Source organism: Rhizobium sp. BR 249 (assembly GCF_047445895.1).
Classification (GTDB): domain Bacteria; phylum Pseudomonadota; class Alphaproteobacteria; order Rhizobiales; family Rhizobiaceae; genus Rhizobium.
In genome coordinates this window covers 81924-96878 of record NZ_JARWKX010000003.1, presented here as the reverse complement: position 1 = coordinate 96878, position 14955 = coordinate 81924, and the positions used below count along the sequence as shown (strand labels likewise).

General features: G+C 61.9%; 15 protein-coding genes. 13 read left to right on the top strand and 2 right to left on the bottom strand.

Translation table 11 applies throughout. The features are described 5' to 3' along the window. The first annotated feature begins 37 nt into the window (after nucleotides 1-37). The 6 genes from alr to QD408_RS04385 all read left to right on the top strand — a co-directional run bounded on the left by alr (nucleotide 38) and on the right by QD408_RS04385 (nucleotide 6294). Entirely contained in the window at nucleotides 38-1201 is a 1164-nt protein-coding gene (gene alr, locus QD408_RS04410) for an alanine racemase (protein WP_414138475.1), read from the top strand. A gap of 45 nt (nucleotides 1202-1246) precedes the next feature. Then, on the top strand, nucleotides 1247-1504 hold the full coding sequence (locus QD408_RS04405) for a type II toxin-antitoxin system ParD family antitoxin (RefSeq protein ID WP_414138474.1): 258 nt from the start codon (nucleotides 1247-1249) through the stop codon (nucleotides 1502-1504). 136 nt (nucleotides 1505-1640) lie between these two features. Then, a complete protein-coding gene (gene radA / locus QD408_RS04400) occupies nucleotides 1641-3041 on the top strand; it encodes a DNA repair protein RadA (protein WP_414138473.1) in 1401 nt (466 codons plus the stop codon). 90 nt (nucleotides 3042-3131) lie between these two features. Continuing rightward, nucleotides 3132-3752 (top strand): CvpA family protein, encoded by a 621-nt coding sequence (locus tag QD408_RS04395; RefSeq protein ID WP_414138472.1) that lies wholly within the window; start codon nucleotides 3132-3134, stop codon nucleotides 3750-3752. Between the two features lie 232 nt (nucleotides 3753-3984). Beyond that, entirely contained in the window at nucleotides 3985-5475 is a 1491-nt protein-coding gene (gene purF, locus QD408_RS04390; RefSeq protein WP_414138471.1) for an amidophosphoribosyltransferase, read from the top strand. A 78-nt stretch (nucleotides 5476-5553) separates the two neighbouring features. Continuing rightward, the gene (locus tag QD408_RS04385) at nucleotides 5554-6294 is read left to right on the top strand and encodes an SDR family NAD(P)-dependent oxidoreductase (protein WP_414138470.1); all 741 of its coding nucleotides are present in this window, start codon (nucleotides 5554-5556) and stop codon (nucleotides 6292-6294) included. A gap of 10 nt (nucleotides 6295-6304) precedes the next feature. Here QD408_RS04385 and QD408_RS04380 read toward each other — a convergent pair whose 3' ends face one another. Then, nucleotides 6305-7054, bottom strand: coding sequence for a GH25 family lysozyme (locus tag QD408_RS04380; RefSeq protein WP_414138469.1), 750 nt, complete (start codon nucleotides 7052-7054; stop codon nucleotides 6305-6307). A 351-nt stretch (nucleotides 7055-7405) separates the two neighbouring features. Between QD408_RS04380 and cysS the strand changes: the two genes are divergently transcribed. From cysS to cimA, 6 genes are all read left to right on the top strand, one after another. After that, complete coding sequence (gene cysS / locus QD408_RS04375; RefSeq protein ID WP_414138468.1) at nucleotides 7406-8782, top strand: cysteine--tRNA ligase; 1377 nt, start codon at nucleotides 7406-7408, stop codon at nucleotides 8780-8782. A 206-nt stretch (nucleotides 8783-8988) separates the two neighbouring features. After that, nucleotides 8989-9465, top strand: coding sequence for a GFA family protein (locus QD408_RS04370; RefSeq protein WP_088682009.1), 477 nt, complete (start codon nucleotides 8989-8991; stop codon nucleotides 9463-9465). Further along, the gene (locus QD408_RS04365) at nucleotides 9462-9956 is read left to right on the top strand and encodes a GFA family protein (protein WP_414138467.1); all 495 of its coding nucleotides are present in this window, start codon (nucleotides 9462-9464) and stop codon (nucleotides 9954-9956) included. Before QD408_RS04370 ends, QD408_RS04365 begins: the two co-directional genes overlap by 4 nt. After that, on the top strand, nucleotides 9946-10422 hold the full coding sequence (locus QD408_RS04360; RefSeq protein ID WP_088682007.1) for a GFA family protein: 477 nt from the start codon (nucleotides 9946-9948) through the stop codon (nucleotides 10420-10422). The genes QD408_RS04365 and QD408_RS04360 overlap by 11 nt, the downstream gene beginning before the upstream one ends. After that, complete coding sequence (gene pip, locus QD408_RS04355; RefSeq protein ID WP_414138466.1) at nucleotides 10419-11378, top strand: prolyl aminopeptidase; 960 nt, start codon at nucleotides 10419-10421, stop codon at nucleotides 11376-11378. Before QD408_RS04360 ends, pip begins: the two co-directional genes overlap by 4 nt. A 162-nt stretch (nucleotides 11379-11540) precedes the next feature. After that, nucleotides 11541-13154 carry a citramalate synthase gene (gene cimA, locus QD408_RS04350; protein WP_414138465.1) on the top strand — a complete coding sequence of 538 codons (1614 nt, stop codon included), beginning with the start codon at nucleotides 11541-11543 and terminating at the stop codon, nucleotides 13152-13154. A 74-nt stretch (nucleotides 13155-13228) separates the two neighbouring features. On the opposite strand, the gene QD408_RS04345 is transcribed toward cimA, so the two are convergent. After that, nucleotides 13229-13708, bottom strand: coding sequence for an N-acetyltransferase family protein (locus QD408_RS04345; RefSeq protein ID WP_414138464.1), 480 nt, complete (start codon nucleotides 13706-13708; stop codon nucleotides 13229-13231). A gap of 304 nt (nucleotides 13709-14012) precedes the next feature. On the opposite strand from QD408_RS04345, the gene rarD reads away from it, so the two are divergent. Beyond that, nucleotides 14013-14930 carry an EamA family transporter RarD gene (rarD, locus tag QD408_RS04340; protein ID WP_088682003.1) on the top strand — a complete coding sequence of 306 codons (918 nt, stop codon included), beginning with the start codon at nucleotides 14013-14015 and terminating at the stop codon, nucleotides 14928-14930. Nucleotides 14931-14955: the final 25 nt, after the last annotated feature.

Sequence of the window (14955 nt, the reverse complement as noted above, 5' to 3'; positions counted from 1 at the left end):
GTTCAGACAGTTTCCTTTCATTTCTTCACGGCGATTCATGACAGATTTTCCACTCCCCTTCGAAGACGACGATCCTTTCGCTTCCGCAGGTCTGCGGCTGACCGTCGACCTGACGGCCCTGACGGAGAACTGGCGCGACATGGCGCGCCGCTCGGGTGCGGCGCGCGCCGCGGCCGTCGTCAAGGCGGATGCCTATGGCATGGGCATCGAGGATGCCGGTGAAACGCTCTATCTGGCGGGCGCCCGGGATTTCTTCGTCGCGACCGTCGATGAGGGCGTGACACTGCGTCTCTATGCGCCGGAAGCGCGCATCTTCGTGCTCTCGGGCATATGGCCGGGAACGGAACGGCGCTTCTTCGAAAACGATCTGGTGCCGGTGATTTCCTCCGACGAGCAGCTCGCCTTCTGGATGGCAGTGCTTGCCGACTACGGTGATTACCCCTGCGCACTGCATGTCGATACCGGCTTCAACCGGCTGGGATTGCACATCGACGATGCGCTGGCTCTCGCCGACGACGTCTCGCGGCCGGCAAGTTTCGCGCCGGTGCTGATCATGAGCCACCTCGCCTGCGGCGACGATCCCACCCATGCGATGAACCTGCGGCAGCTTGAATCATTCCGCAGGGTTAGCACCGCCTATGAAGGCATCGATTCAAGTCTTGCCGCCTCGGCCGGCATCTTTCTCGGCGAAGACTATCACTTCGACCTGACCCGCCCCGGCATCTCGCTTTATGGCGGCGAGGCGGTCAGCGGCATGGCGAACCCGATGCGGCCGGTCGCCACCGCGGAAGCGCGCATCATCCAGGTGCGGACCGTCGAAGCCGGCGAGACCGTCAGCTATGGACGGGCGCTCCAACTGCACCGTAACAGCCGGCTGGCGATCGTGTCTGCCGGTTATGCCGATGGTTATATGCGCAGCCAGTCGAGCGGCGGCGTGCCGCTGCGCCAGACCGTGCCGCAAGGCGGGCAAGGCTTCATTGCCGGGTACAAAGTCCCGGTCGCCGGTCGGATCACCATGGACCTGACGATCTTCGACATCACCGATGTGCCGGAAAACGCCGTGCGCGCCGGCGATTATGTCGAGCTGTTCGGAAAGAACATGGCTCTGGACGACGTGGCGCGGGCGGCGGGCACGATCGGATACGAGATCCTGACCAGCATGGGGCTGCGCCACGAACGGCGCTATGTGGCCGAGGAGTAGGAATATGCTCGGCGGATTGCTATATATCCAGCAAAGGAGTCTGCCATGACGACAATCCGCCTCAACGCCGCCGAAGAGGCCTTCATCGAGCAGCAGATCAATGCCGGGTATTATGAAAATGCCGACGATGTCGTTCAGGCCGGTCTCGATCTTCTGCGGGAACGCGAGATTAAGATCGCGAAACTCCGGGCGCTGATCAAAGAAGGACAAGACGACATCGATATGGGACGGGTCGTATCTTTCGACAGTGCCGAAGAGTTGACGGCGTTAATTCTACGAGAAGCTGCAGAGACCAGTCATTAGCTCCCGCCTCCTGCCCCTTTCCGCAAGACCATCGACGATCTAACGTCCCTACTACGCTAGGGATGATTCCCTGCCGCCAAGCGCCTCACCGGCGGGAAGACACCTCACCTGAAGATTTTATCGAAAGCAGTCATTGATGGCGAAGGCCAGGACACAGTTCATCTGCCAGAATTGCGGCGCGGTCCATAATCGCTGGGCCGGCAAATGCGATGGTTGCGGCGAGTGGAACACCATCGTCGAAGAAGACCCGATGGGCGGGATCGGCGCCGGTCCCGGCAAGACGCCGAAGAAGGGCCGGCCGGTGACGCTGACGGCGCTGTCCGGTGAGATCGAGGAAGCTCCGCGCATCCACACCGCCATGTCGGAGCTCGACCGCGCGCTCGGCGGCGGCTTCGTGCGCGGCTCGGCCGTGCTGATCGGCGGCGATCCCGGTATCGGCAAGTCGACGCTGCTGATGCAGGCGGCTGCCGCCCTTGCGCGGCGCGGCCACAAGATCATCTATGTCTCCGGCGAAGAAGCCGTGGCGCAGGTCCGGCTGCGGGCGCAGCGTCTTGCGGCAGCCGATACCGACGTGATGCTGGCCGCCGAAACCAATGTCGAGGATATTCTGGCGACGCTCGCAGAAGGCAAGCGGCCGGACCTCGTCATTATCGATTCGATCCAGACGCTATGGAGCGAACTCGCCGAATCCGCGCCGGGAACGGTGACGCAGGTGCGCACCGGCGTGCAGTCGATGATCCGTTTCGCCAAGCAGACGGGGGCCGCCATGGTGCTCGTCGGGCATGTGACCAAGGACGGCCAGATCGCCGGGCCGCGTGTGGTCGAGCACATGGTCGATGCCGTGCTCTATTTCGAAGGCGATCGCGGCCACCACTACCGCATCCTGCGTACGGTCAAGAACCGTTTCGGCCCGACCGACGAGATCGGCGTCTTCGAAATGTCCGACAAGGGATTGCGCGAGGTCGCCAATCCTTCCGAGCTCTTCCTCGGCGAACGCAACGAAAAATCGCCGGGCGCTGCCGTCTTTGCCGGCATGGAAGGCACGCGCCCCGTGCTCGTCGAGGTGCAGGCGCTGGTGGCGCCGACCTCGCTCGGTACGCCGCGGCGCGCCGTGGTCGGCTGGGATTCGGCCCGGCTGTCGATGATCCTCGCAGTGCTGGAAGCGCATTGCGGCGTCCGGCTCGGTCAGCACGACGTCTATCTCAACGTCGCCGGCGGCTACCGCATCTCCGAACCGGCGGCCGATCTCGCCGTCGCTTCGGCGCTCGTTTCCTCGCTTGCCGGTATTGCCCTTCCTGCCGATTGCGTCTATTTCGGCGAAGTCAGCCTGTCGGGCGCCATCCGGCCGGTTGCGCACACCGCCCAGCGCCTCAAGGAAGCCGAGAAGCTGGGCTTTTCCGCAGCACTGCTTCCGTCCGCCTCAGCCGAACTGCCGAAGAATTCGGGCGGGCGCTGGAGCGAGGTGGAAAGCCTGCCGGACCTGGTCGCGCGCATCGCCGGATCGAAGGGGGCGTTGCGTGTGGAAGACGAGGTTTGATCCTTTCATTGCCAAGATTGGTAATGATATAGGAGGCACACGATAAGGCGCGACACGGCCGCCAAGCGGCAGTCCTGGAGTTGAATTTACATGCCCATTACGATTTTCGACGGTATTGTCATCGGCGTCGTGCTCTTCTCCGCCGTGCTGGCGATGGTCCGCGGCTTTTCGCGTGAGATCCTTTCGATCGCGAGCTGGGGCGGCTCTGCCGCCGCCGCCTACTACCTCTACCCCTACCTGCTGCCCTACGCGAAGAAATATACCGATGACGACCGTATCGCGATCATCGGCTCGGCAGCGGTCGTCTTCCTCATCGCGCTCATCGTCATCTCCTTCATCACGATGAAGATCGCCGATTTCATTATCGACAGCCGCATCGGCGCGCTCGACCGCACGCTGGGTTTCCTGTTCGGCGCCGCCCGCGGCGTGCTGCTTCTGGTCGTCGCCGTCGCCTTCTGGAACTGGCTCGTCGATGCCGATCACCGCCCGGCCTGGGTCAATGAAGCGAAGTCGAAGCCCTTCCTGGATTCGATGGTCGTGAAGCTGAAGTCGGTTCTGCCGGAACAAATCGCCGAGGCTATACCCGAGAGCATCCGCGATAAGTTCCAGCCGCAGGCACAGGGCACTGAAGGCGCCAATCCGCCGACGACCGACCAGGCTCCGGCGGAGGACGCACCGGCAGACGGCGGCGCACAGCAGCCGGCGAATTGACACAGTGTTCAGCAGCTTGACTCGCCTTGCGGCAATTGCCATTTGAGCGGGACGTGAAATAAGGGTCCGGCCGGGCGTTCCAGCTCCGCCGGACCTAAGCCGTTTCAGAGCCGGCGAGCGGGCTCTGAAAGCAGATGTCGTTCAGCATGAAGTTATCGGAAACCTGCGAGATTTCCGGTATCATGCTATTAGTAATGCCGATCCATTCTTGTGAGAGCAAAGGCCCGCAGAAATGAACCAGTCCCATTCCTTCCCGACCGACGATCCGCTCGACGGAGATACGCTGCATGAAGAGTGCGGCGTTTTCGGAATTCTGGGACATCCCGATGCCGCGGCGCTGACGGCCCTCGGCCTGCATGCCCTGCAGCATCGCGGGCAGGAAGCAGCCGGCATCGTCTCCTTCGACGGCAAGCGCTTCTATCAGGAGCGCCATATGGGCCTCGTCGGCGACCATTACACCAACCCGATGACACTCGCCCGACTGCCAGGCAGCATATCGATCGGCCATACGCGCTACTCGACGACGGGCGAAGTGGCGATGCGCAATGTGCAGCCGCTCTTTGCCGAACTCGAGGAAGGCGGCATCGCCGTCGCCCATAACGGCAACTTCACTAACGGCCTGACGCTGCGCCGCCAGATCATCGCGACCGGCGCCATCTGTCAGTCGACCTCCGATACCGAAGTCGTCCTTCACCTGATCGCCCGCTCCCGCCATACGTCCACGGCCGACCGCTTCATAGACGCCATCCGCCAGATGGAAGGCGGCTATTCCATGCTCGCCATGACGCGCACCAAGCTGATCGCCGCGCGTGACCCCACCGGCATCCGGCCGCTCGTGATGGGCGAACTGGACGGCAAGCCGATCTTCTGCTCGGAAACCTGCGCGCTCGACATCATCGGCGCCAAGTTCATCCGTGACGTCGAAAACGGCGAAGTCATCATCTGCGAAATCCAGCCGGACGGCTCGATCAGCGTCGATGCGCGCAAGCCGAGCAAGCCGCAGCCGGAACGCCTCTGCCTGTTCGAATATGTCTATTTCGCCCGCCCGGATTCGGTTGTCGGCGGCCGCAACGTCTACACGACGCGCAAGAACATGGGCATGAACCTCGCCAAGGAATCGCCTGTCGATGCCGATGTCGTCGTACCGGTGCCGGACGGCGGCACGCCGGCTGCGCTCGGCTATGCGCAGGAAAGCGGCATTCCCTTCGAATACGGCATCATCCGCAACCATTATGTCGGCCGCACCTTCATCGAACCGACACAGCAGATTCGCGCCTTCGGCGTGAAGCTGAAACATTCGGCCAACCGGGCGATGATCGAAGGCAAGCGCGTGGTGCTGGTCGACGATTCCATCGTGCGCGGCACGACCTCGCTGAAAATAGTGCAGATGATCCGTGAAGCCGGTGCCCGCGAAGTTCACATCCGCGTCGCCAGCCCGATGATCTTCTTCCCCGACTTCTACGGCATCGACACGCCCGACGCCGACAAGTTGCTGGCAAACCAGTATGCAGATGTCGAAGCCATGGCGAAATACATCGGCGCGGATTCGCTCGCCTTCCTGTCGATCAACGGCCTCTATCGCGCCGTCGGCGGCGAGGATCGCAACAATGCGCGCCCGCAGTTCACCGACCACTATTTCACCGGCGACTACCCGACCCGCCTGCTCGACAAGAATGGCGAGTCCATGGGCAATAAGATTTCCATGCTTGCCAGCAACGGCTGAGCCCTTCCGTTTTGACTTTCCAATCTGGGGCGCCTATTGCGCCCCTTACCTTTTCAAGCACATCCGGAACCCGGGCAGATGAACATCAATCTTGAAGGCAGGATCGCACTCGTCACCGGTGCATCGCGCGGCATCGGCTATTTCACGGCGCTGGAACTGGCGAAAGCCGGCGCGCATGTGATTGCCTGCGCCCGCACGGTCGGCGGGCTCGAGGATCTCGACGATGCGATCAAGGCCGTCGGCAGTTCAGCCACTCTCGTCCCCTTCGATCTCGCCGACATGGAAGCGATCGACCGTCTCGGTGGTTCGATCTTCGAGCGCTGGGGCAAGCTCGACATTCTCGTCGCCAATGCCGGCGTGCTCGGCGTCATCTCGCCGATCGGCCATATCGAAGCGAAGGTCTTCGAAAAGGTCATGAACATCAACGTCACCGCCACATGGCGGCTGATCCGCTCGGTCGATCCGCTGCTGACCCGCTCGGATGCCGGCCGCGCCGTCATCCTGTCTTCCGGCGCCGCGCATAAGTGCCGTCCCTTCTGGGGCGCCTATTCGGCTTCAAAGGCTGCCGTCGAGGCGCTGGCCCGCACCTGGGCCGGCGAAACACAATCGACGCCGCTGCGCATCACCAGCGTCGATCCCGGCGCCACGCGCACGGCGATGCGCGCGCAGGCCGTTCCCGGCGAAGATCCGGCGACGCTGCCGCATCCTTCCGAAGTGGCGAAGGCCATTCTTCCCCTACTCGGCCCCGGCGTAACCGAGACGGGCAAGCTGTTCATCGTGCGCGAGAAAAAGCTCGTCGATTACCGTCTGCCGGAATAGGCCGGGCGGCTCAGTTCGCCGCAACGGCTGGGAACAAATGCGCCAAGCCTGCTTCCGACGGGCATAGCGCATTGAGGTCCACCGCTCCCTGGATGCCGTCCAATGTGCCGTTATCGGCAAATTGCCATATCGACCAACGGCTGCATCCCTTCTGCTTCGGCTCCTTGAACACGCTTCGTAGCCACAGGTAATGGTCGGGGAAGCGGGCTTCATTGCCTTTCAGATATTGATCGAAGAACTCTTCGGTGACGTAAAAAATGGGCTTTTCCGGAAAAGTGCCCTTCAGTTCGGTGAAGAAGGCGTTCACCTCGGCAGCCATCTCCTCGAGCGTCGGGACCTTGTTGCAATTGCCGACGAATTCCAGATCGACGGCGATCGGCAGGGTTCCCGCTTCCTTCGGCACGGTCGCCAGCACATTCTGCGCCTGATCCTTGCCTGGGCGGCAGAAGGTGAAGAAATGATACGCGCCTTTGACCAGCCCGGCATCTCCGGCGCGTTGCCAATTCTCGGCGAACCTGGAATCTCGATGATCCCCACCTTCGGTCGCCTTCATGATCGCGAAGCGGACATTCGCCTGCGAGGCGACGGCCTTCCAATCGATATCGCCTTGATGGTGGCTGACATCGATACCCTGGATCGGATAGCGGCTGAGAGATGGATTGTTGAAGCGAACCATGCCGAAATCGTAGGCGAAATATGCGACGGCTGCGACTGCCAGAATTGCGGTCGCCCCGATTGTCCACCGTGCTACTCCCCTCACTCACGCCCCCTGCTTTCAATGGCTTTGGAATTGGCTATGCGCGATTTGCGTCCTGAAAATGACCAACGAATCTAAAGGCATGTACACCTTCTTCGCTGGACGTTCATCGCTGCCGTCGATTCAGGGCACGTTAGCCCGGTTGCTTCGGGATCATTGCCCGCCCTCTTGACCAAACGCCAATCCCACGCCATAAATCGCGCCATGAAAACGGTTACCTGCATTATTTGCCGGAAAATTATTCGCTAGCCTAAAGCTGGCCTGGCCGTTTTCGTCTCCCAAATGTCCAAGATGCGAAACGCCCCGGCCTGCCGGCAGCGGTCTTTTCTGCTTTGTGCATTTTGGGAGAGTGAAATGGGCGGCACGCCGGAACTGAAGCTGTACAACACGCTGATGCGGGAGAAATCGGTCTTTGCGCCGATCGATGCCGAGAACGTCCGCATGTATGTGTGCGGCCCGACGGTCTATGATTTCGCCCATATCGGCAATGCCCGGCCGGTCATCGTCTTCGACGTGCTGTTCCGGCTGCTGCGCCATGTCTATGGCGAAAATCACGTCACCTATGCCCGCAACATCACCGACGTCGACGACAAGATCAATGCGCGGGCGCTGAGAGATCATCCCGGCCTGCCGCTCAACGAAGCGATCCGGGCGGTGACGGAAAAGACCGAGACGCAGTTTCACGCCGATGTCGCCGAACTCGGCTGCCTCGAGCCGAGCTTCGAGCCCCGCGCCACCGACAATATCAAAGAGATGACCGAGATCATCGAGAAGCTGATCGGCAACGGCCATGCCTATGTCGCAGCCGGCGAAGTGCTGTTCGACACCAAATCCATGGCGGATTACGGCCAGCTTTCGAAGCGCCCGCTCGACGAGCAGCAGGCCGGCGCCCGCGTCGCCGTCGACGTGCACAAGAAGAACCCCGGCGATTTCGTGCTCTGGAAACTGTCGAGCCACAATGAACCCGGCTGGGAGAGCCCCTGGGGCCGCGGCCGGCCCGGCTGGCATATCGAGTGCTCCGCGATGAGCCGGCGCTATCTCGGCGATGTCTTCGACATTCACGGCGGCGGGCTGGACCTGATCTTCCCGCATCATGAAAACGAGATCGCCCAGTCGCGTTGCGCCCACGGCACCGAGGTGATGGCGAATGTCTGGATGCACAACGGCTTCGTGCAGGTCGAAGGCCGGAAGATGTCGAAGTCCGAAGGCAATTTCGTCACCATCCACGATCTGCTGCACACGGAGACCTTCGGCGGGCGCAAATGGCCGGGCGAAGTGCTGCGTCTTGCCATGCTGATGACGCATTACCGCGAGCCGATCGATTTCTCGATCAAGCGGCTGGAAGAGGCCGAGCGCCTGCTTGCCAAATGGCCGGTGGCCGAAGCCGGCGATGCGGCACCCGATGACAGCGTATTGAATGCGCTTGCCGATGACCTCAACACGGTGGCGGCGGTGCAGGCGCTGCATGCGTTGGCGCAAGCCGGCAACGACGCCGTCTTCGCCGCAAGTGCGGCGCTGCTCGGCGTGATGCCCAAGAAGACGGAGATCGACGAAGCCGTCGCTGCGGCTGTCGATGCGCTGGTCGCCATGCGTCTGGAAATGCTGAAGGCGAAGAACTTCGCAGAAGCCGACAAGATCCGCGACGAATTGACGGCAAAGGGCATCCAGCTAAAGGACGGCAAGGATCCGGCAACGGGCGAGCGTGTGACGACGTGGGAGGTCAAGCGGTGAGAGCGCCGTCTTGGGATAAGGCCCCTCCCCAACCCCTCCCCACAAGGGGGAGGGGCTACGGTGCCGCGCTGCTCCGAAACAACCTCACCGCGACCACGAACATTCGAAGCGGAAGCGAAGACGGTGCCACGAGGGAGCCCTCCCTTGTGGGGAGGGTTGGGAGGGGTCTTGGCTTTTAGCTCTGAAGCCCAGCGGAGGAAAAATCGATGACTGTCTACACCGGCGGCTGCCAGTGCGGGGCGATCCGGTTTCGGGCGCGGGGTACGCCGCCGGATTCTTCGATCTGTCATTGCCGCATGTGTCAGAAGGCGTTCGGCGCCTATTATGCGCCGCTGGTTTCCGTGCGCGGCATGGAGTTCGAATGGACGCGGGGAACACGCAAGACCTTCCGTTCCTCCAATTTCGTCGAGCGCGGTTTCTGTGGCGATTGTGGCACGCCGCTGACCTATGAAGCGCCGGATGGGATGGCGGTGGCCGCGGGTGCATTCGACGATCCGTCGCAGCTGCCGCCGACCATCCAGTGGGGTGTGGAAGGCAAGATCGGCTTCGTCGATCATCTGCATGAACTGCCGGGAGAGCGGACCGAGGCGGATCTGACGGCAGGCTCTTTCCTGCATGAGCTTATTTCCTATCAGCATCCGGACCACGACACATCGGTCTGGCCACCGGAGGATCGCGCTTGACGAAAAAAGTGGAGCATACCGGCGGATGCCAGTGCGGCGCGGTTCGTTATCGCGCACGCGGCGAACTCGGCTATCCCCACATCTGCCACTGCCGTATGTGCCAGAAAGCGGCCGGCAACTACTTCCTGCCGCTGGCAGCGGCCAAGCGTCAGGATTTCGAACTGACGCGTAGCGAACCGAAATGGTTCTGCTCCTCCGATCTCGTGCGGCGCGGCTTCTGCGGCGATTGCGGCACGCCGCTCTTCTACGATATTCCCGATGCTGACTTCATCAACATCGCGCTCGGCTCGCTCGACGAGCCCGATGCGGTCAAGCCCGTGATGCAATCGAATACCGGCCGCAAGATGTCCTGGTTTCACGCGATCGACGGCCTGCCGGTGGAACCAGAGCCTGAAACGCCCGACCGCGAAGACGCAATCGCGGCAAGCAATCATCAGCATCCCGACCACGATACGAAAAGCTGGCCACTCGGAGAAACCCATGACGGATAAGATCAGAACAGGCGGATGCCAGTGCGGCGCCGTGCGCTTCCGCATATCAGGCGAGTTGGGGCGACCCTCGATCTGCCATTGCCGCATGTGCCAGAAACAGTTCGGCGGCTTCTTCTCCGCGCTCGTCACGGCGCCAGAAGAAGGAATGGAATGGACGCGCGGCGAGCCTGCCTACTTCCAGTCTTCGGTCAATATCGACCGCGGCTTCTGCAGCAATTGCGGCACGCCGATGACCTATCGTCATCCGGGTGGGCTGGAGCTCGCGATCGGCACCTTCGACGACCGCAGCGATCTCGCGCCGCAGATCCAGGTCAATTACGATGCCCGCCTGCCCTGGGTCGAGACGATCTTCGACGCGCCTGTTCACAAGGACCCGGATTTCTACTCGCGGCAGGAGGCGATCATCTCCTTCCAGCATCCCGATCACGATACATCAGTCTGGCCCGCGAAAGGCGTGAAGATATGACCGAAATACTGCGCACGCTCTATCCCGAAATCGAACCCTATGCCTCCGGCCATCTCGATGTCGGCGACGGTCATGTGATCTATTGGGAGCGCTCGGGAACCCCGGGCGCCAAGCCCGCCGTCTTCCTGCATGGCGGCCCGGGCGGCGGCTTCTCGCCCACCCATCGACGGCTTTTCGATCCCGCTCTCTACGACGTGATGCTGTTCGACCAGCGCGGTTGCGGCAGGTCGACGCCGCATGCGGAGCTCAATGCCAATACGACCTGGCACCTCGTCGCCGATATCGAGCGGCTGCGCGAGATGGCCGGCGCCGACAAATGGCAGGTCTTCGGGGGCTCCTGGGGTTCGACGCTGGCGCTCGCCTATGCCGAGAAGCATCCGGAGCGCGTCTCCGAGCTCATCCTTCGCGGCATTTATACGCTGACGAAGGCCGAACTCGACTGGTACTATCAGTTCGGCGTCTCGGAAATGTTCCCGGACAAGTGGGAGCGCTTCATCGCACCAATCCCGCCGGAAGAGCGGCATGAGATGATGCATGCCTATCACCGCCGCCTGACGCATGAGGACAGGAACGTGCGCCTCGAAGCCGCGCAGGCCTGGAGCATCTGGGAAGGCGAAACGATCACGCTCCTGCCGGAACCGTCGACCAGCGGCAAGTTCGAAGAGCCGGAATTCGCCTATGCCTTCGCACGCATCGAGAACCACTTCTTCGTCCATGCCGGCTGGATGGATGAAGGACAGTTGATCCGCGATGCCGGCAGGCTCAAGGATATTCCAGGCGTGATCGTGCATGGACGCTACGACATGCCCTGCCCTGCGAAATATGCCTGGCAGTTGCACAAGGCCTGGCCGAAGGCGGAATTCCACCTCATCGAGGGTGCCGGCCATGCCTATTCGGAGCCGGGCATTCTCGATCGGCTGATCCGGGCGACGGACAAGTTTGCCGGGAAGGCATAAGGCATACCGTGAGGCCCCCTCACCCTAGCCCTCTCCCCGAGGGGAGAGGGGATAAGGCGAACGACACGACCCCTTCTCCCCTCGGGGAGAAGGTGCCCGCAGGGCGGATGAGGGGGCTTCCGCACAACAGAAAACAACACCCGCTTGCCGGGAGGAAACGACATGAAAGAACGCATCTACCTCTTCGACACGACGCTCCGGGACGGACAGCAGACGCCCGGCATCGACTTTTCGGTCGAGGACAAGATTGCGATTGCCGCCATGCTGGATGAGTTCGGCCTCGATTACGTCGAGGGCGGATATCCCGGAGCCAATCCGACGGATACCGCCTTCTTCAGCGAGAAGCGCACCAGCCAGGCCAGCTTCGTCGCCTTCGGCATGACGAAGCGGGCGGGTGTTTCGGTTTCCAACGATCCCGGCATTGCCGGGCTGCTGCAATCGAAGAGCGATGCCATCTGTTTCGTCGCCAAGAGCTGGGACTATCATGTCGCAGTCGCGCTCGGCTGCACCAACGACGAAAACCTCGAATGCATCGGAGAAAGCGTCAAGGCGGCGGTCGGCGCGGGCAAGGAGGCGATCGTCGATTGCGAGCATTTCTTCGATGGCTTCAAGGCCAATCCGGCCTATGCGCTCGCCTGCGCCAGGACGGCCTATGAAAGCGGCGCGCGCTGGGTCGTGCTCTGCGACACCAATGGCGGCACGCAGCCGCCGGAGGTTCGCGCCATCGTAGAAGCGGTAATCGCCGCCGGCGTTCCCGGCCAGTGTCTTGGTATCCACGCCCATAACGACACTGGCCAGGCGGTCGCCAATTCGCTCGCTGCCGTCGAGGCGGGCGTCCGGCAGATCCAAGGCACTTTGAACGGCATCGGCGAGCGCTGCGGCAACGCCAATCTGGTGACGCTGATCCCGACCCTGGCGTTGAAGAGCGCCTACACCTCTCGCTTCGAAACGGCGATCGACGAGGAGCGGCTGCTGAACCTCACCCGGCTCTCGCATGCCTTCGACGAGTTGCTCAACCGCTCGCCCGATCACCAGATGCCCTATGTCGGCGCCTCCGCCTTCGCCACCAAGGCCGGCATTCATGCTTCGGCTCTATTGAAAGATCCGCGCACTTACGAACACGTGCCGCCGGAAAGCGTCGGCAATTTCCGCAAGGTGATGGTCTCTGACCAGGGCGGCAAGGCGAACTTCATCAACGCGCTGAAGCGGCGCGGCATCATCGTCGCCAAGGACGATCCGAAGCTCGACCTCTTGATCTCGATCGTCAAGGAACGCGAGGCTTCCGGCTATGCCTATGAGGGCGCGGATGCGAGCTTCGAGCTTCTCGCACACCGCACGCTCGGCACGATCCCGCAATTCTTCACCATCGACGGCTTCCGGGTGATGATCGAACGGCGTTTCGACTCGCACGGCCGCATCAAGATCGTCTCCGAAGCCGTGGTGAAGATCGCCATCGACGGCCAGACGCTGATGTCGGTTGCCGAAGCAGAAGGTCCGGTCAACGCGCTCGATCTGGCGCTGCGCAAGGATTTCGGCAAATACCAGCATGAGATCGACGATCTCGTCCTCGCCGATTTCAAGGTGCGCATCCTCAATGGCGGCACGGCGGCCATCACCCGCGTGCTGATCGAATCCACCGACAGCGACGGCGTGCGCTGGTGGACGGTCGGCGTCTCGGAGAACATCATCGACGCTTCGTTCCAGGCGCTGATGGATTCCGTCATCTACAAGCTGATGAAGAACCGGCAACTGGCGGGCAAGATCGCGGCGGAATAAGTCTGTTCCGCCAGCATCGGCCAGATCGTCAAAGATGCCCCGACCTGCCTCAGCGTGAGGGTACAACGACTGACCTAACCGCGGGCAAACGCCACCAGTGTCTCACCCACCATCCTGTAGCGGATCCACTCCTTCTGCGGCTCGGCGCCAATCGCCTCGTAGACACGGATCGAGGGTTCGTTCCAGTCGAGCACGCTCCATTCAAAGCGGCCGCAACCCTTCTCCAGCGCGATCTGCGCCAGGCGCCGCAAAAGCGCCTTGCCGGCGCCCGAGCCGCGCGCATCCGGTGTTACGTAGAGATCCTCCAGATAAAGACCGTTCTTCGCTTGCCAGGTCGAATAGCTGAAGAAATAAACCGCCATGCCGATGGCTTGCCCCTCGCGTTCGCAGATCAGCGCATGCGTGACGGAACCGTCGCCGAAGATCGCCGCACGCGTACTCTCCTCGGTCGCCTCGACCTCGTGGATCGCCTTTTCATAGTCGGCCAATTCGCGGACAAATCGCAAGATCGTCGCCGCGTCTGAAGGCGTTGCCGGGCGTACGGTAAGTGTCATATGAGAGGCTCCTGATCTGGCGTTTGGCGCTCCAGATGAAAGAACCTGCCGGGCCTGTCAACTGAATGCGCGGATCGTATCAGCGGGTTTGCAGTTTTGTTCCCTCAACTGGTCCGGCTGCCCGCGGCAGTCGGGAAGAGGATTCAAACTTTAGGAGGCGATACCAGCCTTTGCCGCTGTCATCCGTCCATTCTTCCGCCATCCGCTTCAAATCCCCTTACCCTTCATTCAACGAAATGAATTGGCCTATTCACGGCGCTTAAGCTAGGCCGGATCAGAAGAAGAACAAAGATGGAAACACTCGATGTCGACCGATGTATCCGCTCCGCTGATCAAGAACGAAGATAGTCCGCGCGGTTTCGCCTTCGCGCTGACGGCCTATCTGCTTTGGGGCTTCCTGCCGATCTACATGAAGGCGGTGGCGCATATTCCGCCGGCCGAGGTGATCGCGCACCGCATCGTCTGGTCGCTGCCGCTCGCCGGCATCGTGCTGATCGTGCTCGGGCGCACTGGGGATATCCGCACCGCGCTGCGCTCTCCGCGCATGCTGGCGATGGGCGCGCTGACGGCGGCGCTGATCACCGTCAACTGGGGCACTTATGTCTGGGCGATCGGCGCCGGCCATTCGCTCGATGCCGCACTCGGCTATTTCATCAATCCGCTGTTCAGCATCTTTCTGGGCTCCGTGCTCCTCAAGGAAAAGCTGCAGCCGCTGCAGATCGGCGCGATCGCGCTTGCGGCCCTTGCCGTCGCCATTCTTGCCTTCGATAGCGGCGGCATTCCATGGGTGGCGCTGACGCTGGCGATCTCCTGGGGGTTCTATGCCCTCTTCCGCAAGACGCTGCCGCTCGGGCCGAACCAGGGGTTCTTCCTCGAAGTGCTGCTCCTCAGCGGGCCCGCCCTCCTCTACATCCTCTATCTCGAATTCGCCACCGGTGAGGGCCATTTCTACCGAACCGGCCTTGCCGACACGACGCTGCTGCTCGGCTGCGGCGTCATCACCGCCGTACCGCTGATGATCTATGCCAACGGCGCCAAGCTCCTGAAGCTCTCGACGATCGGCATCATGCAGTATATCGCGCCGACGATGATCTTCCTGATTGCGGTTTTCGTCTTCCAGGAGCCGCTCGGCACGGCGCGCATGATCGCGTTCGCGCTGATCTGGGCGGGACTGTTCCTCTATAGCTGGTCGATGCTGCGGGGGAGCCGCGGAAGAATGTAGCCGTTCTCTCAGCGCAAGCCGGAGC